The 25131-nt window shown below is 59.8% G+C and carries 23 protein-coding genes; 10 read left to right on the top strand and 13 right to left on the bottom strand.

Annotated features, from left to right (window positions below; translation table 11 throughout):
- Positions 1-18: 18 nt before the first annotated feature.
- The 7 genes from G5332_RS13930 (at position 19) to G5332_RS13960 (ending at position 6508) form a co-directional block, all read left to right on the top strand.
- The gene (locus G5332_RS13930) at positions 19-783 is read left to right on the top strand and encodes a DUF3450 domain-containing protein (RefSeq protein WP_005343435.1); all 765 of its coding nucleotides are present in this window, start codon (positions 19-21) and stop codon (positions 781-783) included.
- Positions 780-2153 carry a MotA/TolQ/ExbB proton channel family protein gene (locus G5332_RS13935; protein ID WP_107682561.1) on the top strand — a complete coding sequence of 458 codons (1374 nt, stop codon included), beginning with the start codon at positions 780-782 and terminating at the stop codon, positions 2151-2153. Before G5332_RS13930 ends, G5332_RS13935 begins: the two co-directional genes overlap by 4 nt.
- Before the next feature lie 10 nt (positions 2154-2163).
- Positions 2164-2691: a MotA/TolQ/ExbB proton channel family protein gene (locus G5332_RS13940; RefSeq protein ID WP_005338936.1), complete on the top strand. Its 528-nt coding sequence runs from the start codon at positions 2164-2166 to the stop codon at positions 2689-2691.
- 67 nt (positions 2692-2758) lie between these two features.
- Entirely contained in the window at positions 2759-3166 is a 408-nt protein-coding gene (locus tag G5332_RS13945; protein ID WP_005338933.1) for an ExbD/TolR family protein, read from the top strand.
- A gap of 16 nt (positions 3167-3182) precedes the next feature.
- Positions 3183-3818, top strand: coding sequence for an energy transducer TonB (locus tag G5332_RS13950; RefSeq protein ID WP_005343441.1), 636 nt, complete (start codon positions 3183-3185; stop codon positions 3816-3818).
- Between the two features lie 11 nt (positions 3819-3829).
- Positions 3830-5071 (top strand): tetratricopeptide repeat protein, encoded by a 1242-nt coding sequence (locus G5332_RS13955; protein WP_421250016.1) that lies wholly within the window; start codon positions 3830-3832, stop codon positions 5069-5071.
- A 510-nt stretch (positions 5072-5581) separates the two neighbouring features.
- Positions 5582-6508: a L,D-transpeptidase family protein gene (locus tag G5332_RS13960; RefSeq protein ID WP_216951980.1), complete on the top strand. Its 927-nt coding sequence runs from the start codon at positions 5582-5584 to the stop codon at positions 6506-6508.
- Between the two features lie 78 nt (positions 6509-6586).
- On the opposite strand, the gene G5332_RS13965 is transcribed toward G5332_RS13960, so the two are convergent.
- From G5332_RS13965 to sppA, 3 genes are all read right to left on the bottom strand, one after another.
- Positions 6587-6892 (bottom strand): type 1 fimbrial protein, encoded by a 306-nt coding sequence (locus G5332_RS13965; protein ID WP_421231782.1) that lies wholly within the window; start codon positions 6890-6892, stop codon positions 6587-6589.
- Between the two features lie 183 nt (positions 6893-7075).
- A protein-coding gene (locus G5332_RS13970; protein WP_421311301.1) for an IS3 family transposase occupies positions 7076-8295 on the bottom strand; the annotation gives its coding sequence in 2 pieces (ribosomal slippage) (positions 7076-7947 and positions 7947-8295; 1221 coding nt in all).
- Between the two features lie 395 nt (positions 8296-8690).
- Positions 8691-10535 carry a signal peptide peptidase SppA gene (gene sppA, locus G5332_RS13975; protein ID WP_421172930.1) on the bottom strand — a complete coding sequence of 615 codons (1845 nt, stop codon included), beginning with the start codon at positions 10533-10535 and terminating at the stop codon, positions 8691-8693.
- 318 nt (positions 10536-10853) lie between these two features.
- Here sppA and G5332_RS13980 point away from each other — a divergent pair, with 318 nt between their 5' ends.
- Both G5332_RS13980 and G5332_RS13985 read left to right on the top strand, forming a co-directional pair.
- Positions 10854-12893, top strand: coding sequence for an FAD-dependent oxidoreductase (locus G5332_RS13980; RefSeq protein WP_421172931.1), 2040 nt, complete (start codon positions 10854-10856; stop codon positions 12891-12893).
- 115 nt (positions 12894-13008) lie between these two features.
- Positions 13009-13557, top strand: coding sequence for an NAD(P)H nitroreductase (locus G5332_RS13985; protein ID WP_421172932.1), 549 nt, complete (start codon positions 13009-13011; stop codon positions 13555-13557).
- 382 nt (positions 13558-13939) lie between these two features.
- Here G5332_RS13985 and G5332_RS13990 read toward each other — a convergent pair whose 3' ends face one another.
- From G5332_RS13990 to G5332_RS14005, 4 genes are all read right to left on the bottom strand, one after another.
- Positions 13940-14494 (bottom strand): sugar O-acetyltransferase, encoded by a 555-nt coding sequence (locus G5332_RS13990; RefSeq protein WP_421172933.1) that lies wholly within the window; start codon positions 14492-14494, stop codon positions 13940-13942.
- A gap of 66 nt (positions 14495-14560) precedes the next feature.
- Positions 14561-15538, bottom strand: coding sequence for a D-2-hydroxyacid dehydrogenase family protein (locus G5332_RS13995; RefSeq protein WP_421172934.1), 978 nt, complete (start codon positions 15536-15538; stop codon positions 14561-14563).
- A 201-nt stretch (positions 15539-15739) separates the two neighbouring features.
- Positions 15740-16618, bottom strand: coding sequence for a 50S ribosomal protein L11 methyltransferase (gene prmA, locus G5332_RS14000; protein ID WP_042080614.1), 879 nt, complete (start codon positions 16616-16618; stop codon positions 15740-15742).
- Positions 16619-17155: 537 nt separating this feature from the next.
- Positions 17156-18172 carry a zinc-binding alcohol dehydrogenase family protein gene (locus G5332_RS14005; protein WP_421172935.1) on the bottom strand — a complete coding sequence of 339 codons (1017 nt, stop codon included), beginning with the start codon at positions 18170-18172 and terminating at the stop codon, positions 17156-17158.
- A gap of 100 nt (positions 18173-18272) precedes the next feature.
- On the opposite strand from G5332_RS14005, the gene G5332_RS14010 reads away from it, so the two are divergent.
- Positions 18273-19145, top strand: a complete 873-nt coding sequence (locus tag G5332_RS14010) for a LysR family transcriptional regulator (RefSeq protein WP_421172936.1) — start codon at positions 18273-18275, stop codon at positions 19143-19145.
- Position 19146: 1 nt separating this feature from the next.
- Here the strand turns inward: G5332_RS14010 and G5332_RS14015 are convergent, their stop codons facing one another.
- The 6 genes from G5332_RS14015 to aroQ all read right to left on the bottom strand — a co-directional run bounded on the left by G5332_RS14015 (position 19147) and on the right by aroQ (position 24879).
- Positions 19147-20574: a PTS transporter subunit EIIC gene (locus G5332_RS14015; RefSeq protein ID WP_042080616.1), complete on the bottom strand. Its 1428-nt coding sequence runs from the start codon at positions 20572-20574 to the stop codon at positions 19147-19149.
- An 89-nt stretch (positions 20575-20663) separates the two neighbouring features.
- On the bottom strand, positions 20664-22121 hold the full coding sequence (panF, locus tag G5332_RS14020; protein ID WP_421172937.1) for a sodium/pantothenate symporter: 1458 nt from the start codon (positions 22119-22121) through the stop codon (positions 20664-20666).
- Positions 22111-22374, bottom strand: coding sequence for a DUF997 family protein (locus G5332_RS14025; protein ID WP_254204220.1), 264 nt, complete (start codon positions 22372-22374; stop codon positions 22111-22113). Before G5332_RS14025 ends, panF begins: the two co-directional genes overlap by 11 nt.
- Before the next feature lie 207 nt (positions 22375-22581).
- The gene (accC, locus tag G5332_RS14030; protein ID WP_216951972.1) at positions 22582-23922 is read right to left on the bottom strand and encodes an acetyl-CoA carboxylase biotin carboxylase subunit; all 1341 of its coding nucleotides are present in this window, start codon (positions 23920-23922) and stop codon (positions 22582-22584) included.
- A gap of 15 nt (positions 23923-23937) precedes the next feature.
- Positions 23938-24393 carry an acetyl-CoA carboxylase biotin carboxyl carrier protein gene (gene accB, locus G5332_RS14035; RefSeq protein WP_216979391.1) on the bottom strand — a complete coding sequence of 152 codons (456 nt, stop codon included), beginning with the start codon at positions 24391-24393 and terminating at the stop codon, positions 23938-23940.
- Between the two features lie 36 nt (positions 24394-24429).
- On the bottom strand, positions 24430-24879 hold the full coding sequence (gene aroQ / locus G5332_RS14040) for a type II 3-dehydroquinate dehydratase (protein WP_139743401.1): 450 nt from the start codon (positions 24877-24879) through the stop codon (positions 24430-24432).
- Positions 24880-25131 lie beyond the last annotated feature (252 nt).

The following is a 25131-nucleotide window of genomic DNA, read 5'->3' on the forward strand; positions in this document are numbered from 1 at the left end:
AAGACAAGGACCATTACAATGAAGAAAGCGCTCCTTGGCAGCCTGGTTTCGGCCGCCTTGTTGACCAGCTTCAATCTGAGTGCCGCCACTGCCGGTCAGGCCGTGGACGCTCAAGCCGCCACCGACAACGCATCCAAAGTTTCCCAGCAGAAGATCGACAGCTATGCCGAATCTGCCGAATCCGCACTGGCCCAGTACAAGGCAGCCCTGCGTCAGGTCGACAGTCTGCGCACCTACAACGAGCAGGTGAGCAAGATGGTCGAGTCCCAGAGTGCCGAGCTGGCGTCGATGCAAAAGCAGATCGCCCAGATTGATCAGACCAGCACCGAAGTTGTCCCCCTGATGCTCAAGATGATCGACTCCCTCGAGCAGTTTGTGGCGCTGGATCTGCCGTTCCAGAAGGTCGAGCGCGAGGACCGCGTAGCAGCCCTGACCGACCTGATGAACCGTGCCGATGTCACCATCTCCGAGAAGTACCGCAAGATCCTGGAGGCCTACCAGATCGAGGAGGGCTTCAGCCGCACCATCGAATCCTACAAGGCGAGCCTGGACAAGGATGGTAGCGAGAAGACCTACGAGTTCCTGCGGGTTGGCCGCATCGCGCTGCTTTATCAATCCCCGGATGGCAATGAGACCGGGATGTGGAACAAGAAGACTCGCCAGTGGGAAGAGTTGCCCCAGGAGTATCGCAGTGCGGTTGAACAGGGCCTTCGCATCGCCAAGAAGCAGGCGCCTCCCGCTCTGATCAAGCTGCCGGTTCAAACTGCGGAGAAAGCATCATGAAAGGAATCAAACTTGCGATTGCCTCCCTGATTGCGGGAGCAACCCTGGTCACCCTGCCGGTGACCGCCGCCGAAAAACCGGTGGATCTCAATGCGCTGCTGAATCAGGTCAAGGCCTCCAGCCTGAGCGAATCCCAACTCAACAAGGAGCGGGAAGCCCGCTTCCTGGCTGACAAGAACGAGCAGGGGGCGCTGCTGGCCAAGGCCAAGGCCGAGCTGGCTGCCGAAACCGCCAAGGGCGAGCAGCTCAAGGCGACCTTCGATGCCAATGACAAGCAGCTGACCGAGCTGACTGAAACCCTGCGCCAGCGTTCCGGCAACATGGGTGAGATGTTCGGCGTACTGCGTCAGTTCGCCGGTGAGTTCAAGGGGATCTTCAACGCCTCCGCCCGTCGGGTCGAGCATCCGGAACAGACCGCGCTGCTGACCCGTCTGGCCGAGAGTAAAGAGCTCCCCTCCAGCGACGATCTGGAAGCGTTCTGGACCACCACCCTCAGCCGCATGGTGGACGGTGGCAAGGTGAGCCAGATCCCGGCGACTGTGGTCTACGGCGAAGGCAACCAGGCCGAGAAGACGGTCACCCAGATCGGTGAGTTCAACACTGTCTCCGAAGGCAAGTACCTCACCTTCGTGCCGGAGACCGGCAAGTTCGAGCAGCTTTCCCGTCAACCTGACAAGGGGGTGCTGGAACCGATCGCCGAGTTTGAACAGGGCGGTGACGGGGTCAAGCCCATCTTTATCGACCCGTCTCGCGGCGTGATCCTCTCTCTGCTGGTGCAGTCACCGACTCTCAAGGAGCGGATCGATCAGGGTGGTGAAGTGGGTTACGTCATCATGGTGCTCGGCGTGCTCGGTACCCTGCTGGCCATCTTCTGCGGTATCCGCCTGTCGCTGATCGGCTCGTCCATGCGCAAGCAGCTGAAATCTGATCAGATCATCAAGGGCAACCCCATTGGTGACATGCTGGGGGCCTACCAGAGCCATCGCGGTGACAACATCGAGGATCTGGAGTCCAAGCTCGACGAGATCATCCTGCGCAACGTGCCCAAGTTCGAGAAGGGCATCAGCATCATCAAGCTGATCGCTTCCGTCGCGCCGCTGCTGGGGCTGCTCGGTACCGTAGTGGGGATGATTGCCACCTTCCAGGCCATCACATTGTTCGGCACCGGCGATCCCAAGCTGATGGCGGGCGGTATCTCCGAGGCGCTGGTGACCACCATGCAGGGTCTGGTCGTCGCGGTGCCCATGCTGTTCCTCTACACCATTGTGCAGACCCAGAGCCGTCGTCTGATCCAGGTGCTGGAAGAGCAGAGCGCCGGTTTCGTTGCCCGTTATCAGGAACGTCTGCACGCCTCCAAAGCCGCAGCGTAAGGAGTCACCCATGTGGTTCTGGTTGATTGAAGAAGTCGAGTCGGTCCGCCGGTTTTTGGGATTGGGGGGCGATGTACTGGTCGCCCTGTTCTTCCTGACCCTGATGATGTGGGCCCTGTTGCTGGAGCGCTGGTTCTACTTTATGGCGGTTTACCCCAAGCAGGTGAAGCAGACCAAGGCCACCTGGCTGGCCCGTACCGATCATCTCTCCTGGTCTGCCAAGCAGATCCGCCGCGAGCTGGTCTCACGGGTCGCCATGGCGGTAGACAAGGGGATGCCGGTCATCAAGGTGCTGATCGCTCTTTGCCCGTTGATGGGGTTGCTCGGGACCGTGGTGGGGATGGTGCAGGTGTTTGACACTTTGGCCATCACCGGCACCGGTTCGCCGCGGGCGATGGCATCGGGGATCTCCAAGGCAACGGTACCGACCATGGCGGGCATGATCGCCGCCCTTTCCGGCCTGTTTTTTGTCAACCAGCTCGATCACAAGGCCAAACTGGCGGTGCAAAAGCTGGAAGACAACCTGAAACACGGTTGATGCAGGATGCATACCCCCGGCGAGGCATGGCCTGCCGGGGGCACAGAACAAGCAAGGAGTTTCTGCTATGAGAAAACGTTACAGCGACAGCGGTGCTGACGAGGCGGCTATCGATTTGACCCCCATGCTGGACATAGTGTTCATCATGCTGATCTTTTTCATCGTCACCACCTCCTTTGTCAAGGAGTCCGGTGTCGAGATCAACCGTCCCAGTGCCAGCACGGCCGAGACGGTGAAGAAGGGCAATATCATGGTCGCGGTGCGCGAAAACGGTCAGGTCTGGGTCGACAAGCGGGTGGTCGAGGTGGGGGCGGTGCGCGCCAACATCGAGCGACTGCGGGCCGAAAACCCGGAGAGCGCCGTGGTGATCCAGGCCGATAACGAATCCCGTTCCGGTCTGGTGGTGCAGGTCATGGATCAGATCCGCATGGCCGGTGTCCAGAACATCTCCATCGCGGCAGACAAGAGCAGCTGATGCCGGAGAGAGACCTATGAGATACCTGATATCGTTGGCGGTCTCCTGTGTGGTGGTGTTCTTTCTGTTTCTGGGAATGAACAAGCTGATCACACCGGATCACCGGGAGCTGGTGGAGAAGGATGACGTCACCATGACCGATTTCATTCGCCTCAAGCCCCAGGAGACCCTGCAAGAGAAACAGCGGGAGCTGCCCAAACCGCCGCCGCCCAAGCGCCCGCCACCTCCTCCCGAGATGGAAGTGGCCAGCACGGATCGGCCGAAGATGGAGAGCGCGCCGATGGACATGCCCAAGCTCGACATCCCGGTCAATATCGGTGGTGGCAACGCGCTGGGTGCCTATAGTACCGGCGGCGGTGGTGGCGGCGTCGGTGGCAACAACGGCGCCATTCCGCTGGCAACCTTCGAGCCCATGATGCCCCGCAAGGCGGCACTGGCGGGGCTGGCTTCCGGCAAGGTGCTGGTGGAGTTCACCGTCACCGAGCGCGGCACCGTCAGCAACGTGCGGATCGTCAAGGAAGAGCCGCGCAGCTATGACCTCGGTAAAGAGGCGCGCAAAACCATCGCCAAGTGGACGTTCAAACCGGCCATGGTGGATGGCAAGCCGCAGGCGAGCCGTATGCAGCAAGAGATCGAGTTTGCGGTCAACTAAGGAAGGTGGCGATGAACAAGTTACAGAAGATGATCCTCGCCCCGGTCGCCATGGCGGTGCTGCTCAGCACCGCCAGTTGGGCCGCCGAGCAGCCGGCCCTGTCGGATCGGGCCTATCGGGCGGTCAACAAGGCGCAGGAGCTGATCACCGAGAAGAAATACGGTGAGGCCAATGCCAAGTTGCAAGATGCGCTCTCCGGCGCAGGCGAGCGAGTCTACGACAAGGGGGTCATATTGCAGACCCTCGGTTTCGTGGCCGCCCAGCAGGAGAAATACGGTCAGGCGACCAAGTACTTTGCCGATGCCATCGCGACAGGCGGCCTGCCGCCACCGGTGGCCCAGCAGGTGCGCTACAACCTGGCCCAGCTCTATATGGCGGAGGGTAATTATCAGGGGTCGATCAAGACCATGAAGGAGTGGTTTGCCAACCAGGGCAAGGATGACAAGCCCAACTCCCATGCCTATATCACGCTGGCCAACGCCCACGTGCAGCTCAAGCAGTACCGTGACGCGATCCCGGCGGTGGATCAGGCGATCAAGCTGTCGGCAGGTAAAGCGCCGGAGTCCTGGTATCTGCTGAAGATGGGCGCTCACTACGAGCTGAAACAGTACAAACCGGCAACCGAGGTGCTGACCTCTCTGGTCAACATGTTCCCGGAGAAGAAGAAGTACTGGACCCAGCTGTCGGCCATGCATATGCAGGCAGGTAACGATGCCAAGGCGCTGGCGGCGCTGGAGTCGGCATACAACCTCGGCATGTTGACCGAGGCCGCCGAGCTGCAGCGCCTCGCCAACTACCTCGCCTTCACCGGCATTCCCCATCGCGCCGCACGGGTGATGGAGAAGGGGATGAAGGATGGGGTGATTGAGCAGAGCGCCAGCAACTACAAGACCCTGGCCAACTATTGGCATCAGGCCAAGGAGCTGGATCCGGCCATCGACACCCTGGCCAAATCCTATCAGCTGGCCCCGAGCGCCGATTTGCAGCTGAAAATGGCGCGCATGATGATCCAGAGCAAACGCTATCAGGATCTGGTGGCGCTGGCCGCCAAACCGGCAGCCAATGCCAATGGTGAACAGCGGGCGGATCTCAAGTTCCTGACCGGGGTCGCCTATTTTGAGCAACAAAAGCCGAAGGAGGCCCTCAACGCCTTCACCCAGGCGGCTCAGAATGGCAACGTCAGCGGTCGGGCATCCCCCTGGATCAGCTTCCTCAAAGAGCAGAGTGGTGCGGGGGAGGCGGCCGTCCAGTAATTCCAATGACAACGCTTGAAGTCCCTTTTATGGTTGCCTGGTGGCTCCATTAACCGCTCTTCGGAGCGGTTTTTTTATGGCGGCAGCCAGTCCCTGCTGTAGTCGAAGCGCTATTTTCCCCCTTTTCGCTCCAATGAAAGTGCCACAGTCAACATTGGCCTATCTCCTCCGAGGTGACAAACGTTTCAGCTAGGGCTGCAACCGTGACACCAGGTGGCACAGCGCTGTGGTCTACGGGGGCGGGGTTGGTCCGCAGAGAGGGGGCTATGCTGTACATCTCTCTTTCAATGGCGACTTGCCAAGGGGGCTTTTGCTCTGTTGATAAGCATCACACCGAAAACGGCCACTTTTAACAAGAAAAGCAACATATGGAAGTTGAAATTTTGGCCGACTCGGGAAAGAATGCGCGCTCGGTTATTTGGCGCCGTGGTGCAGGTTGACCCGCCACCGGCAGACCGAAGATAAGATGGCCTCCGGCCCATTTGGTACAGGAAACCACACAGGAATTTTATGAACCCCCTTCGCACTGCCGCTTCGGCCCTTTTATGCACACTTGCGCTGATCAGCCAGCAGGCTGCCGCCGTCGAGTACCGTCTGCCTGCGGCCAACAGCCGTCTGATCGGTGAGAATCTGGAATATGTGGTGCCTGCGGACAATCGTCCGCTGGAGCAGATTGCCTCCGAGTTTCAGTTGGGTTTGACCAATATCATGGAAGCCAACCCGGGCGTTGATCCCTATCTGCCCAAAGCGGGCAGCACCCTGATCATCCCTCACCAGTTGATCCTGCCCAACGCGCCCCGCGAAGGGATCGTCATCAACGTTGCCGAGATGCGCCTCTACTACTATCCGAAAGGGAAGAACGTGGTACAGGTATTGCCCATCGGCATCGGTCAGCTGGGGGTGAACACCCCGGAGAACTGGATCACCAAGGTAGAGCGCAAGCGCGCCAACCCGACCTGGACCCCGACCGAAAACATTCGTCGTCGCTACGCCGCGAAGGGAATCACACTGCCTGCGGTCTGGCCAGCCGGCCCGGACAACCCCATGGGCCTGCACGCCCTCTACATCGGCAACCTCTATGCCATCCACGGAACCAACGCCACCTTCGGCATCGGTCTGCGGGTGAGCAGCGGCTGCGTACGTCTGCGTGCCGACGACATCAAGTATCTGTTCGACAACGTGCCGGTCGGTACCCGCGTCCAGTTCGTCAACCAGCCGGTCAAGACCACGGTCGAGCCGGATGGCGGTCGCTACATGGAAGTGCACGAGCCGCTGTCACGGACCGAGGAGGAGTTCAACTCCACCGCCTCCGTGCCGCTCCCGATGACACCGGCCATCACCCGCTTCATCGCCCACGCCGAGTCTGACTCCAACGTGGTCAAGCAGGTGCTGGAACAGCGTACCGGTATGCCGACCCGTCTCAATCCTCAAGCCTGATGACTTGAACTCGAGACCCGGTAATGACAACGGCGACCCTATAGTCGCCGTTGTTGTTTCTGCCAGCGGCAGTGGGCGTTATTTGTGACTGACGGTGACGATTGCCATAGTGTGGCGATCATCGACCCACTGGTAGGAGACCTGGCTGTGGGAGAGATTCAGGGATGCCTCTCTTGCCAGTTTTTGCAAATTAACTGTTTCGGTTGTTTGTGCGGAGCCTGAGAGGCAGGTGACCTGCATCTGCTTCTCTAGTTGGTTGACACGGCAGGCATCCTCCACGATGGCGCCGCTGAATTCGATGCGTCCTGTATTACTTGCCTGGGTCGTCTGTGCCATCGATATGCCCAGCGTGGCGAGAGTGAACACTACTGCGCTTGTTTTCATGCAGACCTCCTGATTGTCTTGCTCGCGGGCAGGAACCCGCTTGTTCATTGCCTCGCATTATCAGTATCGACAGTATTAGGTGGGGGATGAGCGTTATTTGATCCCTGCTCGGGAGGGGCAAATTCAGAAAGCAGTGTCTAGTCCTGAAATAGGTTTACACATTTTCAACTAGCATTTCTCTACTCAGAACCCCCTATGTACCGCATCGGGGGTTCTGTATTTCAACGCATGATGCGGCCGCTCCGCGTTGTAAATATCCACCGCTTCACGCACCATTTCCCGCGCTTGCGTTAAATCCTGCGGGCTTTGCAGCAATAACTCTCCTTTCAAAATCCCGTTCACCCGCTCCGCCAACGCATTCTGGTAGCAGTCATCCCCATCCGTCATCGAGCATTTCACCCCGTACCGTTCATGTAATGACTGATACAGTCCCGAGCAATACTGCACGCCGCGGTCTGAGTGATGGATTAGCTCCCCGCTGCCACACCGTTGCTTCAGTGCTTTCTTGAACGCCATCGCCACCGACTCCGCGTGTATCCCTTCGTGTACGTGGTGGCCTACTATCTTGCGTGAGTACGCATCCGTCACCAGGCTCAGGTACAGCGGCCCGCTCCTGGCTGGCAGATAGGTGATTTCAGCGACCCAGACCTGCTCCGGGGCCACCGGTGTGATCTGCCCTGGCCCCGCCTTGAGCAAGTTGGGATGACGGTAGAAACGGTGAAAACTGTGGGTGGTCTTGTGATACGCCCGCTTAGGTTGCACTAGCAGGCGGTGCTCGGCCAATATCTGAAACAGCCTGTCCCGCCCGACCTTGAGCCCGCCATCATCCTGACCCTGGAGCAGATAATGCACCTTGCGAGTGCCCACCCGAGGTTGTCGCAGTCGAACCTGACGCACAAAGCGCACCACCTGCAGCCCTTGAGCATGGCGCTCGTCGGCGACCCGATTGCGCTTGTAGTAAGCCTGCCGGCTTATCCCCAGAAACAGGCAAGCCCTGACGATGGTCAGCTTCTCGACTTGCCGCTGCGATAGGACTTGCCGGGTCGCTTTTTTACGATGGAGACGCCGTAGTCATTCTTCAGTACATCGACGACGGCCTCAAAGAACTGGGCCTTCTGACTCATCAGTGCCAGCTGTTGCTCAAGTTCCTTGATGCGCTGTTCTGGCGTCTGGTTGTCGGGGTCAGGCATGGTGATGCTCCTGCCGGCACGTACAGAAGCCCCCTGGCTCCAATCTTGCCGACCATGTTTACGTAACCATACCAGAATGGTCGAATTGCCCTGAATGCCATATCGGGCTTGTGCTTGCTGGCAACTGAGCTCGCCTTTTTCAATCTGCTCGACCAGTGCCAGTTTAAAAGTCAGTGAGTAATCGCGCTGTGTCCGTTTCACACCTTGTCCCATCGGGTTCTCCATGTATTGGGGGGGAAAGGTGTAAACCATATTCAGGACGGGACACAGGAGAAAAAAGAGGGCCGCCCATGGGGTTAATGCCGATGAGTCAATGGCTGTTCGACCATTCTCGGGCTAACAGCAGGAGTGAACCTTGTCGCGGCTGAAGTAAAAAGAGAAGTAGTTATCGATGTTGAGCAGGCGGTGCTCTTGGGGGCTGAAAGAGTCAAGGGGGTCATCTCGACGTCAAGCGGCTGGAGGCTTTGCGCAAGGCGCAGTCCGTGCATTGACCATGTCGATATGAGGTCAACCCCTTGGCTTGGGCCCAGGGGCTCTCATCACGCTGAACGGCGACCATTATGGTCGCCGTTTTTCTGGGCTCGAGTCAGCGTTTTACCCAGGCAGAATCACTGCACACAGACCGGGCAGAAGGCGTAGGTGCCTTGCGGATCGTTGAAGCGGGTGAGCGGGTCGAGACTGCGGTTCACTTCCACCAATGCCTTGCCAAATCCTGCCGGCAGCCAGCTTTGCAACTGGGGGGCCAGCACTTGGGCACTGCTGTCAAACAGCTGGCGCAGGAACTTGTCCTTGGTGGACTCCTCCTGCTCGATGGGGGTCACCTGCCACTCTTTGAGGTTGGCCAGCTCGGCGGCGGCCTTGATGGCGTCATCCAGATTGCCGAACTCGTCCACCAGACCCAGGGCCTTGGCATCTTCGCCGGTCCAGACTCGGCCTTCGGCCGCTTTCTCGGCCTCTTCCGGGCTCAGACCGCGGCCCTTGCTCACCAGACCGATGAAGCGCTGGTAGGTATCTTCCACGCTCAGCTGGATGGCCTGACCGACGTGATCCGGCAGGGCGCGGGTCGGGCCTACGCCGACGTAATCTGTGGTGCCAACCCCGTCGGTATGCACGCCGAACTGGGCCAACGCCTTGTCGATGGTGGCAAACATGCCGAATACCCCGATGGAACCGGTGAGAGTAGTTGGGGAGGCGAAGATCTTGTCCGCATCGGCGGAGATCCAGTAGCCACCGGATGCGGCATAGCTGCCCATGGAGACCACTACCGGTTTGCCTGCCTGTTTCAGGGCCAGCAGCTCGGCGCGGATCTGCTCGGCGGCGAAGGCGCTGCCGCCGGGGCTGTCAACTCGCAGGACCACGGCTTTGATCTTGTCATCGCGGCGAGCATCGGCCAGCAGGTCGGAGAGGCTGTCGCCGCCGATGGTACCGGCAGGCTGGACGCCATCCATGATGGCGCCGCTGGCGACCACCAGACCCACCTCATCCTTGCCACTCTGGGGATACTGTTCGGGCACTGCGGCCAGATACTCTTTCAGGCCGACCCCTTTCCAGCCGTGATCGTCCGCTTCACCCACCTCTTTAATAACAGCCTGGGTCATCTCATCGCGGGTGGCCAGCTGATCCACCAGCCCGTTGTCGAGGGCGTAGTTGGCGGCATTGCCACCGGCCTTGCGCAGCAGCTCGAGGAAGCGATCCTTGCCCGGCGCGACCGCCTCGGGTTCGATCTCTCGCTGCTCGGCTACGTCAGCCACATAGGATTGCCACAGCTGATCCAGCCAGCGCTGGTTCGCCTCTTTGCTCTCGGGGGACATCTCGTCGCGGGTATAGGGTTCGACGAAGGATTTGTAGGTGCCGACCTTGAACACGTGCGGGGTGATGTTGAGCTTCTCCAGCGCCGACTTGAAGTAGGTCTGGTAGACCCCAAGCCCCTCGATCACCACGGCGCCGCTCTGGTTGAGCAGCACGTGATCGGCGTGGGCCGCTAGCAGGTACTGGCCTTGAGTGTAGAAGTCGGCCATGGCGATCACCGGTTTGCCGCTCTCCCGGAAGGAGTCGATGGCACTCGCCACCTCCTGCAGTTTGGTGAAGTTGGCTCCCTGCAGCCCTTGTGGCTTGATCACCAGTGCCTTGATGCGCTCGTCATCCTTGGCACTCTTGATGGCCCACAGCAGGTCGGAGAGAACGATCTCGCTCGGCTGCTCGTCGCTGCTGTCCATCTGGCGCAGCAGTTGTACGGTGGGATCTGTCTGGGAGCGTTGCTCCACCAGCACGCCGTTGAGATTGAGGGTCAGCGCCCCTTCGATGGGCGCCTTGGGGGCCTCTTTCTGGCTGACGCTGAAGACGATGACCAGCACTACGATGAGAAACAGCAGATTGACCAGCATCAGCCGGGTGAAATTGAGCAGGCGCCACAGGCTGCGGAACAACCAACCCAGACCTTTGAAAATAGACATAGTCGCGTTATCGCCCTGTTAATGGGTAGAGAAGAGCCATTATTAACCAGTTGCGGGCGAAATTGCCATTTCCGACTGGCGGATCCCGCCTATCTTCGTTCAGGGCACGGCTGTTCGCTGAAAAATTGTCCAAACATTTGTTTGAAAAAGAATTTTCGATTCTTTACTCTAGCCTCAGTTTGATAACAAAAAATTAACTGGAGGCATCGTGAGCCGCTATCCGACCCTGCTGATCCCGCTCGATCTTGGTTTTACCCAGCTGCGCAATCGGGTGTTGGGCGTTGTTCCATGCACCCTGGCCTTAAAGAGGAAGGCATCATGAGTCGCTATCCCCATCTGCTGACGCCCCTTGACCTCGGTTTTACCCAGCTGCGCAACCGTGTGTTGATGGGCTCCATGCACACCGGCCTCGAAGAGGAGAAGGGCGGTTTTGACAAGCTGGCCGCCTTTTACGCCGAGCGTGCCCGCGGTGGCGTCGGTCTTATCGTCACCGGCGGCATTGCCCCCAATCTGCGCGGTCGGCTGGTACCTCACGGCTCCCAGCTGAGCTTCCCCTGGCAGGTGAGCAAGCACAAGAAGGTGACCAGCGCCGTGCATCAGGAGGGGGGCAAGATAGCGCTGCAGATCCTCCATGCCGGTCGTTACGCCTATCATCCGTTCAGTCTGGCGCCGAGCGCCCTCAAGGCCCCCATCTCTCCGTTCAAACCGCGCGCCATGAGCGAGCGGCAGATCCGCGGCACTATTCGCGACTTCGCGGCTACAGCAGCGCTGGCCAAGGCGGCCGGTTATGACGGCGTCGAGGTGATGGGCTCGGAAGGTTATCTCATCAACCAGTTCATTTGCGAGCGCACCAACAAGCGCACCGATGGTTGGGGCGGCAGCAGTGAAAACCGGATGCGCTTCCCGGTGGAGATTGTCCGCGCCATCCGCGAGCGGGTCGGCACCGACTTCATCATTATCTTCCGCCTCTCCATGCTGGATCTGGTGGAACAGGGTTCGACCCTGGAAGAGGTGATTGCCCTTGGCAAAGCGCTGGAAGCGGTGGGGGTGACCCTGATCAACACTGGCATCGGTTGGCACGAGGCGCGCATTCCCACCATCGCCACCAGTGTGCCGCGCGGCGCCTTCAGCTGGGTGACCGCCGAGCTGAAAAAACACCTCAAGGTGCCCCTCATTACCACCAACCGTATCAACACCCCCGAGGTGGCCGAACGCATTCTGGCGGGTGGCGAGGCGGATATGGTCTCCATGGCGCGCCCCTTCCTGGCGGATCCCGAATTTGTCATCAAGGCTGCCGAGAACCGGGCGGACGAGATCAACACCTGCATCGCCTGCAATCAAGCTTGCCTTGACCATGTGTTCAAGCAGAAGCGCGCCTCCTGTCTGGTGAATCCCCGCGCCTGCTTCGAGACCGAGCTGACCTTTGGCCGCGTGCCCCAGCCCAAGAAGCTGGCGGTCGTGGGGGCGGGCCCGGCCGGGCTGGCGTTTGCCTGCTACGCTGCCGAGCGCGGTCATCAGGTGAGCCTGTTCGATCAGGCCAGCGAAATCGGCGGCCAGTTCAACTTCGCCAAGCAGATCCCGGGCAAGGAGGAGTTTCACGAGACTCTGCGCTATTTCGCCAAACGGCTGGAGAAGTGCGGCGTAGAGCTCTATCTGGGCCAGCGCCAGAGTGCCGAGAGCCTGCTCGGCGGCGGTTTTGACGAGGTGATCCTCGCTACCGGTATTCGTCCGCGCACCCCCAATATTCCGGGCATCGAACATCCCAAGGTGATGAGTTATCTCGACGTATTGCGGGATCACAAACCGGTCGGCCAGAAGGTGGCGGTGATCGGTGCAGGCGGCATCGGCTTCGATGTGGCCGAATTCCTTGTGGAGAAAAGGGTAGAGAAGAAGGTGGAGACGGATGCCGATGGGCACCGTGATCACTGGCTCAAGGAGTGGGGCATCGACAAACAGCTTGGCGAGCGCGGTGGCCTCACGGCTCCTGAAATCGACGCCCCCGAGCGCCAGATCTGGCTGCTCCAGCGCAAGGAGAGCAAGGTGGGTGACGGACTTGGCAAGACAACCGGCTGGATCCACCGTACCGTGCTCAAGAACCGCAAGGTGCAGATGCTCTCCGGGGTGCAATATCTGGGGATCGATGACGAGGGCTTGCACATTCAGGTGGGCGAGACCAAGCAGTGTCTGCCGGTGGATCAGGTTATCGTCTGCGCCGGGCAGGAGCCCCTTAAAGAACTGCAGGCCGGGTTGCAGGCGGCAGGCAAGCCGGTGCATATCATCGGCGGAGCCGACGTGGCTACCGAACTGGATGCCAAGCGTGCTATCCGGCAAGGGGCCGAGCTGGCTGCGATCATCTAGCCAACTGTGCCCTCTTGTCCCTTTTTAGTGCGATAAACCCCTGAGCCTCAGGGGTTTTCTTCATTCGGTGCTGTGCTAAGGTAGCGCCATCATTGCCCCAGAGAAGGAATTGCCCATGGATGCCCTCACCCTGTTGCTCAATCGCCACTCCTGTGGCCGTCTCGCCGATCCCGCCCCGAGCGGTGAGGTGCTCGACAATATCCTCAAGGCGGGCCTGCGCGCGCCGGATCACGGTACCCTGACCCCTTGGCAGTTCATTCTGTTCGAAGGGGAGGGGCGCGAGCGGCTGGGCAAGCTGTTGGCGGACGCGGCCCGTGCTCGCGGTGAAGATGAAGAGAGCATCAAGAAGTGCAGCGAAGCGCCGCTGCGGGCGCCCTTGGTCGTCGCCGTGGCAACCCGTTATCAGGCTCACCCCAAGGTGCCAAAACTGGAGCAGGAGCTCTCCGCAGGTTGCGCCCTGATGGCGATGCAGATGGCGGCGCAGGCGCAGGGTTTCAACGGTATCTGGCGCTCCGGCTGGTTTATCTTCGATGAGCAGATCAACAAGGGATTGGGACTGGCGGCAGAGGATCAGCTGGTGGGTTTCCTCTATCTCGGTACCCCCATGCTGGAAGCACGCAAACTGCGCGAACTGCCGCTCGATGAGTTTGTCCGCCGTTTCTGACTTTTCGGCCACGTTGCGGTTGAGAGATGCAAAGCCTCGAGAAATCGGGGCTTTTCTGTTTAACCGTGAATAGTAACCAGAGAAATTGGGGAAAATAAATGGGTCAAAGAGGCTGCGCGCGCCATAGCAGGTAATTATTTAAATAGTGCGATGTACCTCGCAATCCTGTGGTATTTCACTATGTAAAACGTTTGCGCATTCGCTAATATCTCCCTGCCAGTTTAGAAGGGCACTCCTTCTAATTTTTCTGCGATGAGAGTCGCAATTCCGTAGCACCTTTTAACAGCCCAACGTCTTCGTGACATTGGGCTTTATTTTTTTATGGGGTGTCGGGGCTGTTGTGAACTGATGGCGGCATCGTCATACGGCCCGGTTGGCAGCCTTATGCCCTGTTTTTGGCTGGCAGGATCCGGGCCGGGTTGCCGACTACCCGAGCACCGGCCGGTACATCTTTGGTGACTACGGCACCCGCGCCGACGATCGCCTCCCGCCCTATGGTGACGCCGGGCAGCAAGATGGCGCCGCCCCCAATCCAGACCTTGTCTTCAATGGTGACCGGCAGCGCCGTCTCTGTGCCCTGAATCCGTTCGTCGGCCTCCAGCGCATGGGCTGCGGTATAGATCTGCACGTTTGGCCCAATCATCACATGGGCGCCGATGCGAATGGGGGCATTGTCCAGCAGGGTCGCTCCCATATTGATGTAGGAGTCCTTGCCCAGGTGGATGTGGCGGCCATAGGTGCAGTAGAGGGGCGGGCAGATGAAGGCATTCTCTGCCAGTTCGCCAATCAGCTCCGCCAGTAGTGTCCGCTGCTCTGTCTCCTCTTCCGCCAGATTGAAACGGCGATAGCGCCGTGCCGCCTCCCGGCGCAACTGGGCCAGCTCGGGTGTCATGCAGTTGTACGGTTGGCTGCTAATCATCTTCTGGTATTCGCTCATGAAGGTTGCTTTCCTTTATCTGCCAGGGATTTGGATATTGGCGCCAATACGACAGAAGTAACGTGATCACCCACCCGATACGGGCAGAACCAGGTTGGCAGGTTTGCCTTCGGCAAAGGCCAGCACATTCTCGAACGCCACGCGAAAGTAGAGTTCGTAGCTGTTTTGCTCCACATAGCCGAGATGAGGCGTTGCCAATACATTGGGCAGGCGCAGCAGGGGCTCGCTTTCCTGTGTCGCCGGCTCGATGTCAAATACATCGAGCGCGGCCCGTTTTCCAGGATGGGTACTTAGCTCTGCATAGAGGGCGCCCGGCTCGATAAGTTCGGCACGGCTGGTATTGACCAGCAGAGAGTCAACTTTCATGCGGGCCAGATCTGCGCGGGTAACAGCGCCGCGGGTTGTCTCGCTCAGGCGCAGATGCAGCGTGAGGATATCGGCTTGACTGAAGAGAGCCTCCTTGCTGGAGGCGCAGGCATAGCCATCCTGCTCGGCCTGCCTGCGCGAAGCCTCACTGCCCCATATCAGTACCGACATGCCAAATGCCTTGCCATAGCGGGCGATCCGCTGGCCTATCTTGCCGTAGCCCCAGATGCCGAGCGTCAGCCCATGCAGTGTGCGTCCCAAACCGAGGTCACCAGATTGCTGCCATTGGCCTTGGCTTAACGCCTGGCTGTAAGCAGGTATATGGCGGGAAGCTGCCATGATGAGCGCCCAGCAGAGCTCGGCGGGAGCAATAGGGCTGCCGACTCCTTCTGCCACGGCAACGTCGTACTGTTGGCATAGTGCCGGGTCGATATGCTGGCTGATTTTGCCGGTCTGGCTGATGAGTTTAAGGGTGGGAAGCTGTATCAGCAGCTGTTCGTCGATGCGGGTACGCTCGCGGGTCAGCACCAGTGCTTCCATTCCTTCCAGCAGGGCGGCAAGGCGCGTTGTATCGGGTTCGCTCTGGTTGAGGATGGTGACGTCATGACCCGCCAGCAGGGCAAAGCAGGGGAGGTGGCGCACCTGATCCTGATAGTCATCCAGAATGGCAATCCGCATAAGAAATCCTTCTCGGTTGCGTTGGCTCGGACCGCTATCTTACCGGAATAAAGGTGTCTGTTGTTTTCAAACGAACACAATCAGAAGGGAGGGCGATCAAGCCCATGCTCACGGACCTGGATGAGCTCGGTAGGCCAAAACAATCAGAGCCCCCGAACGGGAGCCCTGATGGCATGAGGTTGGCGTCTATGTTGCCCGCGCTTAGCCGTGCTTGCGGCCGGAGAGGCGGCACCACTCCTCCTTGACGGCGGTCGGGTCCATTTCGAACCACTGACCGTAGATGGTTTCCAGCTCCGGAGCCTGGCTCTCCAGCACGCCGGAGAGGGCCATCAGGCTGCCCGCTTTGCCGTGACCGGCGATCAGCGGTGCCAGTTCGCGCAGCGGGCCGGCCAGGATATTGGCGACCACCACATCCGCTTCGACATCTTGTGGCTGGTCGGCCGGCAGATAGAGCTCAATCTGGTCGGCGACACCGTTGCGCGTGGCGTTGTCGCGGCTGGCCTGAATGGCCTGCGGGTCGATGTCGATGCCGATAACGCGGGCAGCACCCAGTTTCAGGGCGGCGATGCCGAGAATGCCGGAGCCACAGCCAAAATCGACCACGGTTTTACCGCTCAGATCCAGCCCGTCCAGCCACTGCAGGCAGAGGGCGGTGGTGGGGTGGGTACCGGTACCGAAGGCCAGGCCCGGATCCAGCATCACGTTAACTGCATCGGGGTTCGGCACATCGCGCCAGCTCGGGCAGATCCAGAGGCGCTCGCCAAACTGCATGGGGTGGAAGTGATCCATCCACTCGCGCACCCAATCCTTGTCTTCCAGCTGCTCGACCTTGTAGCCGACATTTTCGCCGAAGATCTGCTGGAAGAAGGCGATGGTGGGGGCCGGATCGGTTTCGGCGTCAAACAGCCCCATCACTTCGGTCTCGCCCCACAGCGGGGTTTCGCCCGGCATGGGTTCATAGACGGGCACATCCTTGGCATCCATAAAGGTCACCGCCTGGGCACCACGCCCCAGCAGCATGTTGCTCACCTTGTCTGCGGTCTTGGCAGTGGCGTTGATTCGAATTTGTATCCAGGGCATGGCGTCGACTCTTCATAAATGTGAAACCGCGAGATTCTACCATCATGGGGCAGTGCTGTCGTGGTTTGCCCATGACGTGGAGGGATACGGGGGCTTTTGCCGGATTGGCACGGTTCCTGTATTGCTCTATGCAGGCGAAGACGACCGGTTTTCGCTGAACGCTTTGCTCAAGTTCCGTCATCTTTCACTGCCACCCTCGGGTGGCATTTTTTTATCTGCACTCCTTTGCCTGGTAAACAGTCTGCCAGACAAAAAAAGAGCAAGGTCGGCACCTTGCTCAAGGATGGACTGACGCCGTTTTGGCGCATTCATGCTGCAGTTGGCACGCCAGATGCAAAGACTAATATGTCCTGCATAAGGATATGTGTGTGATTGTTACCCCAATGTTCAGGTATTCAGGCCATTTCTCGCGAAATGGCCTCTTTTTTGGCTGATTGTTGGATGTTGGCCTGCCGCTGGCTGGCATTAGCGCTGCTGGTTGTGCCCGTTTGGGGCATCTCCTTGGTGAACTTATCCCATCATGGTGCGTTTGAGGGCTTAGTTGGCAAAGTCGCTCATGTCGATCACCAGCTTGCCAACCATGCGGCCCGCTTCCACCTCGGCATGGGCCTGAGCCAGCGTGATCGGGGTCAGCGACGGGATGGTTCTGGTCAGGGTGGTCTGCAATACCCCTTCATCTACCAGTGCCGCCACCCGGCCGAGCAGGCGGTGCTGTTCGATCATGTCCGGCGTCTGGAACAGGGAGCGGGTGAACATGAACTCCTGGCTGAAGGTGACGCTCTTGCTCTTGAGCAGGGAGAGATCCCACGGTTCGCTCGATTCGGCGATGGTGCAGATATGGCCAAACGGGCGGATCAGCCCGGCCATGGTGGCCCAGTGCTCGGCGGTGGCGTTGGTGCAGAAGATGGCATCGACCTGGGTGATGCCAAGGGCGGTCAGCTCCTCCTGCAACTTGTGGTGGTTTACGACCTGATGGGCGCCCATCTCGAGGCACCACTCGCGGCTCTCGGGGCGGGAGGCGGTAGCAATCACCTCCATACCGGTGAGCTGACGGGCCAGCTGGATGGCGATGGAGCCCACGCCACCGGCGCCGCCGATGATCAGCAGTTTGCCACGGCTCTCGCGGGTGAGAGCGAAGCGCTCGAACAGGGTCTCCCAGGCGGTGATGGCGGTGAGCGGCAGGGCGGCGGCCTCCACATCGCTCAAGCTGGTGGGGGCGATTGCGGAGATACGCTCATCCACCAGTTGCAGAGCGCTGTTGCTGCCCGGACGGCTGATGTCGCCGGCATACCAGACCCGGTCGCCCGCCTTGAACAGGGTCACTTCGCTGCCGGTGGCGATCACTTCCCCCACCGCATCCCAGCCCAGTACCCTGGGCGAGCTTTCAATTTTGGCCTTGGGGGAGCGCACCTTGGTATCCACCGGATTGACGGAGGTGGCGGTGACCCGCACCAGCAGATCCCGCGGGCCCGGAACCGGATCGGGCAGGTTGGCGGCGATGAAGCAGTCGGGGTGGTCGCTTGGCAGATAGTGAGTCAGGGCAATGGCTTTCATGGTTTTTCCTTTCAAATCGCTGTGTTCGGGATTGCCACTCACTCTAGTCTGGTTGATTATCAAGATTAAGATGGGTAATCGGTAAAGACTGTTTGAATATATGAACAATGTCGATCTGGAGTTGATGGGACTGTTCGCCACCGTGGTGGAGCAGGGAAGCTTTACCCGAGCCGCCGAGCTGCTTGGTATGCCCAAGTCATCGGTGAGCCAGAAGATCTCGCGGCTCGAATCCCAGCTCGGGGTGCGGCTGTTGCAGCGCACCACCCGCAGGTTGAGCCTGACCCCGCAGGGGGAGCTCTATGTGGAGCACTGTCAGGGGCTGCTGGCAATGGCCCGCAGTGCCAATCTGGCGATGGCACGGCTGCGCTCGGCCCCGGCGGGGCGGGTGCGGATCACCGCCCCTGAGGCAACCGGCACTCTGCTGCTTGGCCGGATCCTCGCCGAGTTTCGCGCCCTCTATCCCGAAGTGGTGCTGGAACTGACCCTGAGTGACGATCAGCTCGATCTGGTGGGGGAAGGTTATGATTTGGCGCTGCGGGCGGCGCCGCTGAAAGACTCCAGCCTCATCTGTCGGCGTATCGGTCAGGTGGCGCGTCATCTGGTGGCAGCGCCCGCCTATCTGGCGGCCCACGGCATGCCGCAACAGCTGAGCGAGCTGGGTCGTTATGCCTGTCTGGTGCACTCGGCCATGCCGGTGTGGCCATTGCAGGAGGGGGGCTGGCGGCCACAGGGGGCCTGTGTCAGCAATAGCTTGCTGGCGCTGCGGGAGATGGCGCTTCATGACGGGGGAATTGCCCTGTTGCCCCACCATGTCTGTGAAGGGGATTTGGCGGCGGGGCGGCTGCAGAAGGTGTTGCCGGATCAGCCCATTCCGGCCAACCCGTTCTACCTAATCTATCCGAGTCGGGAGCATCTGGCCCCCGCCCTGCGCACCCTGATGGATTTCGTGGCCGAGCGGTTGCCGTTTGCCTGAGTTACCAGCTGCTCTGGCTGGCCGACTCCTGATTGGGTTTGAGGCCGAGCGGGACCGACTGGCGCTCCGCCAGCATGCGGATCTGCCCTTCAATCAGGCTGGCGCTGGGGCCCAGCACCAGCACCAGCTGGTGGTCGTTGAGCTGGATCCAGGAGAGGCAGCCCAGGCCCAGCAGGCGAGATTCATCCACCAGTGAAATATCGCGCACCCGCAGGCTGAGGCGGGTGATACAGACACTCATCGCCACCAGATTGTCCATCCCGCCCAGTACCTTGAGATACTGGATCGCCAGCATCTGCGGGTCTGAGGGGGCAACACTGGCAAGGCGCGGATGTTCCACCGCGATGGGCTTGCTCGGCATGCTGAGGGGGGCACGCTCCAGCAGTTGGTAAAAGAGCAGGGTGTAGGCGACGAAAAACAGGATACCGACCGGAATGAGCCAGAAGCTGTGCTCCCCAGCCTGATAGCTCAGCACCAGATCCAGCAGACCGGCGGAGAAGTAACTGCCCACCTTGATCCCCAGCCCGCTACAGACCGCCAGTGACAGTCCGGTCAGTAGGGCGTGGGCGAGAAACAGCCAGGGGGCGGTAAAGGCGAACAGAAATTCGATAGGCTCTGTGATACCCACCAGTGCCGAGGTGAGCGCCAGGGTGAGCAGCAGCCCGCCCTGCGGCAGCCGCTGCATCCGCTGGCGGTGCAGCCAGATGGCAAAACAGGCGCCCGGCAGGCCGAACATGATGATGGGGTAGAGACCGGCCACATACCCTTCATGAAGGGGTTGGGCGGTGGCCAGCGCCTGCAGGTTGCTCTCGCCAAGGCCGATGACGCTGCCCAGCACCTGATGGAGCCCAAGCGGGATCAGCAAGCGGTTGAGGGTGCCGTAGCAGAAGGCGCCAAACGGCGTGGTAAGCAGCTCTGAGGTGAGCAGGGTCAGCCCGCGCTCCAGTGGCGGCCACAGCAGCGAGAGGGGGATGGCGATCAGCAGGCAGGCCAAGGCCGACACCAGCAGGCTGGGAAACTCCCCCCTGGCGATCTGCAGCCAGCGGGGCAGGGTTTGCTGGTGAACCCAGGGATAGATGATGGCAGTGGTGAGCCCCGCCAGCAGACCGCAGATCATGTCGGCGTGCAGGTTGGGGGCAAGCGTATTGAAGGCGGTGCTGAGCAGCAGGAAGTTGACCGCACCCGCCAGTGTCTGTCCGCCCAGCTCCTGCCGACTCAGGCCAAAGGCGATCGCCACCGCATAGATGAGCGGCATCTGGCTGAAGATCGCCTGACCGGTGAGGGAGAGCACCGCCAAATCGAGCACGTCGGGTTGCCCCAGCCGGTAGATCAGCGCCGCCATCGGCAGGATGGAGACGGGCAGCAGCAGGGCATAACCGAGCCGCTGCAGGGCTTGAGTAACGACTTGTCGAGTGGCTTTAACGGGCATACAGCGGCTACGTTCTGTGACTTGGCGCACAGTTTAACCGGAAAACACCTATTTGGGGATAGTTTTGGAACCCCTAATTTATATTTTTATTATTTCTGCCCGAAAAGCTCGCGCACTTCCCGCGAGGGCGGTGCCGTCAGCAGGCTGACCGTGATAAAGACCACTAGCGCCAGCGTGAGGCTTGGCACGATGGCGTGCAGACCAGCCAGCTTGATCCCCCACTGACTGAGTACCCCATAGCTTACGATGCCGCTGACCATGCTGGCCAGTGCGCCCGGGCCGTTGGCCCGCGACCAGTAGAGGCCGAGCACCAGTGGCCAGAGGAACACCGCTTGCAATCCGCCAAAGGCGAGCAGGTTGAGCCAGATGATCATCTCGGGCGGTTGCAACGCCGCCAGCAGCACCAGAGTGCCGAGGATCAGGGTACAGAGCAGGGAGAGGCGGGGGATGCGCACTTCCAGCTTCTCCTGCTTTGGACTCAGATAGTTGAGGTAGAGATCCTTCACCAGAGTGGCGGAAGCCTGGATCAGCTGGGAGTCGATGGTGGACATGATGGCCGCCATCGGCGCCGCCAGAAAGACTCCGGCCAGCCAGGGGGGTAGCACTTCCATCATCAGGGAGGGCATGATCTTGTCCGGGCTGTCCATGCCGGGCAGGATGGCGCGGCCAAGGGCGCCCGCCAGATGCATGCCGAACATCAGCAGGGCGCTGACAACGGTGCCGATCAGAATGCCGCGATGGAGCGCCTTGCTGTCGCGATAGCCAAAACAGCGCAATGCCGAGTGGGGCAGCCCCACCACCCCGACACAGACCAGGATCCAGAAGCTCAGCATAAAGGGCTGGGTCAGCATGTCGCCGGCCCCTTGCGGGCTTACCAGCTTGGGGTCGATCTCCCTGAGCTGGTGGATGAGGTTCGGCAGGCCGTCACCGGCAATCAGAATTCCTGCCAGCAGGGCGCCGGTGCCGATCAGCATGATGATCCCCTGCAGGGCATCAGTCATCACCACGGCGCGGAAGCCGCCGATGATGGTGTAGAGCAGCACACAGCTGGCAAACAGCATCAACCCCTGCTGGTAGGAGAGCCCGGTGGCGGTCTCCAGCAGGCGGGCACCGCCGATAAACTGCACCACCATGGTCGCGATAAAGGCGAGGATGATAGTAACGGAGCCGAGGATCACCACTGCCTTGCTCTGATAGCGGGCCCACAGCATGTCGTTGATGGTCACCGCATTGACCCGGCGGGCGATGATGGCGAACTTCTTGCCCAGTACTCCCAGAGTGAGCCAGACGGTGGGCAGCTGGATCATCGCCAGCAACACCCAGCCCAGACCGATCTTGTAGGCCGCGCCCGGCCCACCGATAAAGGAGGAGGCCGAGGTGTAGGTGGCCACTAGCGTCATCGCCAGCACCAGCCCGCCCATGCTGCGGTTGCCGATGAAGTACTCCTGCACGAAGTTGCCTTCAGCTCTATGACGGCTGGCCCAGAAACCCACCCCCAGCACCAGCACCAGATAGATGAAGAGCGGCAGCATCAGCTCAAGATTCATGGGATGACTCCTTGCCGGAAGGGGCTGGGGTATCGAGGGGGATATCCACAAACAGTCGATCCACCATCAGGGCACATAGTGCGATGAACAGCAGTGGCATCGCCACGCAACTGAGCAGGAACCAAAGGGGAATGTCCCAGCATTCGATCTCTTCCGGGATCAGATAAGCCGTGCCATACCAGGCAAGAAAATAGAGTAGGGTCAGCAGCAGGCAGAAAGCTGCTTCCCGGCGGGCGAGAGCAAAACGGTTCACCTTGGCCTCCGACAATTTTGAGGGGCGCAAGGATAACAAAAAAGGGCCATGTCGCCATGGCCCTTTTTCAGCAGAGGCTCCTTGCGGAGCAGACTTCCACCGGAAGTCCGGTCTCTATCAGAGATCCTTACAGACCCAACTTCTTGTGCAGATAGTGGGCGTTGGTACTGCCACCGTGCAATGTCATCGGGTCTCTATCAGCGATCCTTACAGACCTAACTTCTTGTGCAGGTAGTGGATATTGGTGCCACCGTGCTGGAAGTTTTCGTCTTTCATGATCTCTTTTTGCAGCGGTACGTTGGTCTTGATCCCTTCCACTACCAGCTCGTCCAGCGCATGGCGCATGCGGGCGATGGCAATGTCACGATTCTCGCCGTAGCAGATCAGCTTGCCGATCATCGAATCATAGTGGGGCGGTACCTTGTAACCGGCATAGATGTGGGAGTCCCAACGCACGCCCAGACCACCCGGCGCGTGGAAGCGCTGCACCAGACCCGGAGAGGGCATGAAGGTGGCCGGATCTTCCGCGTTGATCCGGCACTCGATGGCATGACCACGGATGCGGATATCCTGCTGGGTGATCGACAGGGGCTGACCGGCGGCGATGCGCAGCTGCTCCTTGATCAGATCGATACCGGTGACCATCTCGGTGACCGGATGCTCAACCTGGATACGGGTGTTCATTTCGATGAAATAGAACTCGCCGTTCTCGTACAGGAACTCGAAAGTACCCGCACCGCGGTAGCCGATCTCGATACAGGCGCGCACACAGCGCTCGCCGATGAACTTGCGCATTTCGGCGGTGATGCCGGGTGCCGGCGCCTCTTCCACCACCTTCTGGTGGCGACGCTGCATGGAGCAGTCGCGCTCGCCCAGATAGAGGGCGTTGCCCTGGCCGTCTGCCAACACCTGAATTTCGATGTGGCGCGGGTTTTCCAGGTACTTCTCCATGTAGACCATGTCGTTCTTGAAGAACTGGCCTGCTTCGGATTTGGTTAGGGCAATGGCGGAGGCTAGCTCGGCCTCGCTGCGTACCACGCGCATGCCACGACCACCGCCGCCACCGGCAGCCTTGATGATCACCGGATAGCCGATGCGCTTGGCAATAGCGGCATTGCGCTTGGTGTCGTTGTCCACCGGACCGTCAGAGCCCGGTACACACGGTACGCCTGCCTTCTTCATCGCTTCGATGGCGGAGACTTTGTCACCCATCAGGCGGATGGTCTCGGCGCGCGGGCCGATGAAGATGAAGCCGGATTTTTCGACCACTTCGGCAAAATCGGCGTTCTCGGAGAGGAAGCCGTAACCCGGGTGGATGGCCACGGCACCGGTCACCTCGGCGGCGGCGATGATAGCCGGAACGTTGAGGTAGGAGTCGGTACTGGCTGGTTTGCCGATACAGATGGATTCGTCGGCCAGCAGCACATGTTTGAGCTCCCGGTCGGCGGTGGAGTGAACGGCCACTGTCTTGATCCCGAGCTCTTTGCAGGCGCGCAGGATCCGCAGGGCAATTTCACCGCGGTTGGCGATGACTACTTTGTCCAACATGGGTGGCGATTTCCCTTATTCGATGATGAACAGCGGCTCGTCAAATTCGACGGCCTGACCATTTTCAACCAGGATCGCTTTGATCACACCGGCCTTGTCAGACTCGATTTGGTTCATCATTTTCATGGCTTCGACGATGCACAGGGTATCGCCGACATTGACTTGCTGACCCACTTCCACGAACGGCTTGGCTTCCGGGCTGGAGGAGCGGTAGAAGGAGCCAACCATGGGAGAGCGCATCAGGTGACCGCTCGGTGCGGCATCTGCGGCCGGCGCAGCGGAAACCGGGGCGGCGGCTGGAGCGGCAACCGGAGCGGCTGCTTGCTGCATGATCATCTGCGGTGCGGCAGTGACCTGGCCTGCGAAGTTGCGGCTGATGCGAACGGACTCTTCACCTTCGGAGATCTCCAGTTCGGCGATGCCGGACTCTTCAACCAGTTCAATCAGCTTCTTGATTTTGCGGATATCCATTAGCATTCTCTTTCTTCTTTATCTGATCAGTGATTATCAAGCCGCGTGCAGATGGCGCACGGCCGCGGTTAAAGCGAATTGATAGCCATCGGCCCCCAGACCACAAATGACCCCTTTGGCGACATCAGACAGATAGGAGTGATGACGAAACGGCTCCCTGGCATGAACGTTTGACAGGTGAACCTCGATAAAGGGTATGGCGACACCCAGCAGCGCATCGCGGATGGCGACGCTGGTGTGGGTGAAGGCGGCCGGATTGATGATGATGAAATCCACCTGACCCATGGCCTGATGGATGCGGCTGACCAACTCATGTTCGGCGTTGGATTGCAGATGTTCCAGAGTGACACCGAGTTCGCTGGCGTTGAGCTTCAGATCGGCGACGATCTCATCGAGCGTCTTGCTGCCGTAGATACCCGGTTCCCGTTTGCCCAGCAGATTCAGGTTTGGACCGTTGAGCAGGAGAATTCGGCGATGTTGCGACATATTGAGTGCATCCTCGATGATCATGCTGCTATCTGTCAGCTATCTTGTGGACTACCTGAAATCTAGCCATTTTCTGCGCAAATCGGTGTGCCCTGGCACACAGATTTCGCAATTATATTGATTTCGTGAAAATTAGCAGCATTTTACTGGTCTAATCTCTACATCTGGCTATTTATTGAGCGTCACCTCCCTGTGCACCCAGTTTCAGCCGCTCAGGCCGTTTGTACCGCTGTAGAAACAGCAAAGCCGGCA

Origin of the sequence: Aeromonas sp. 603757, from assembly GCF_049171255.1 — a bacterium.
GTDB classification, from domain to species: domain Bacteria; phylum Pseudomonadota; class Gammaproteobacteria; order Enterobacterales; family Aeromonadaceae; genus Aeromonas; species Aeromonas veronii_A.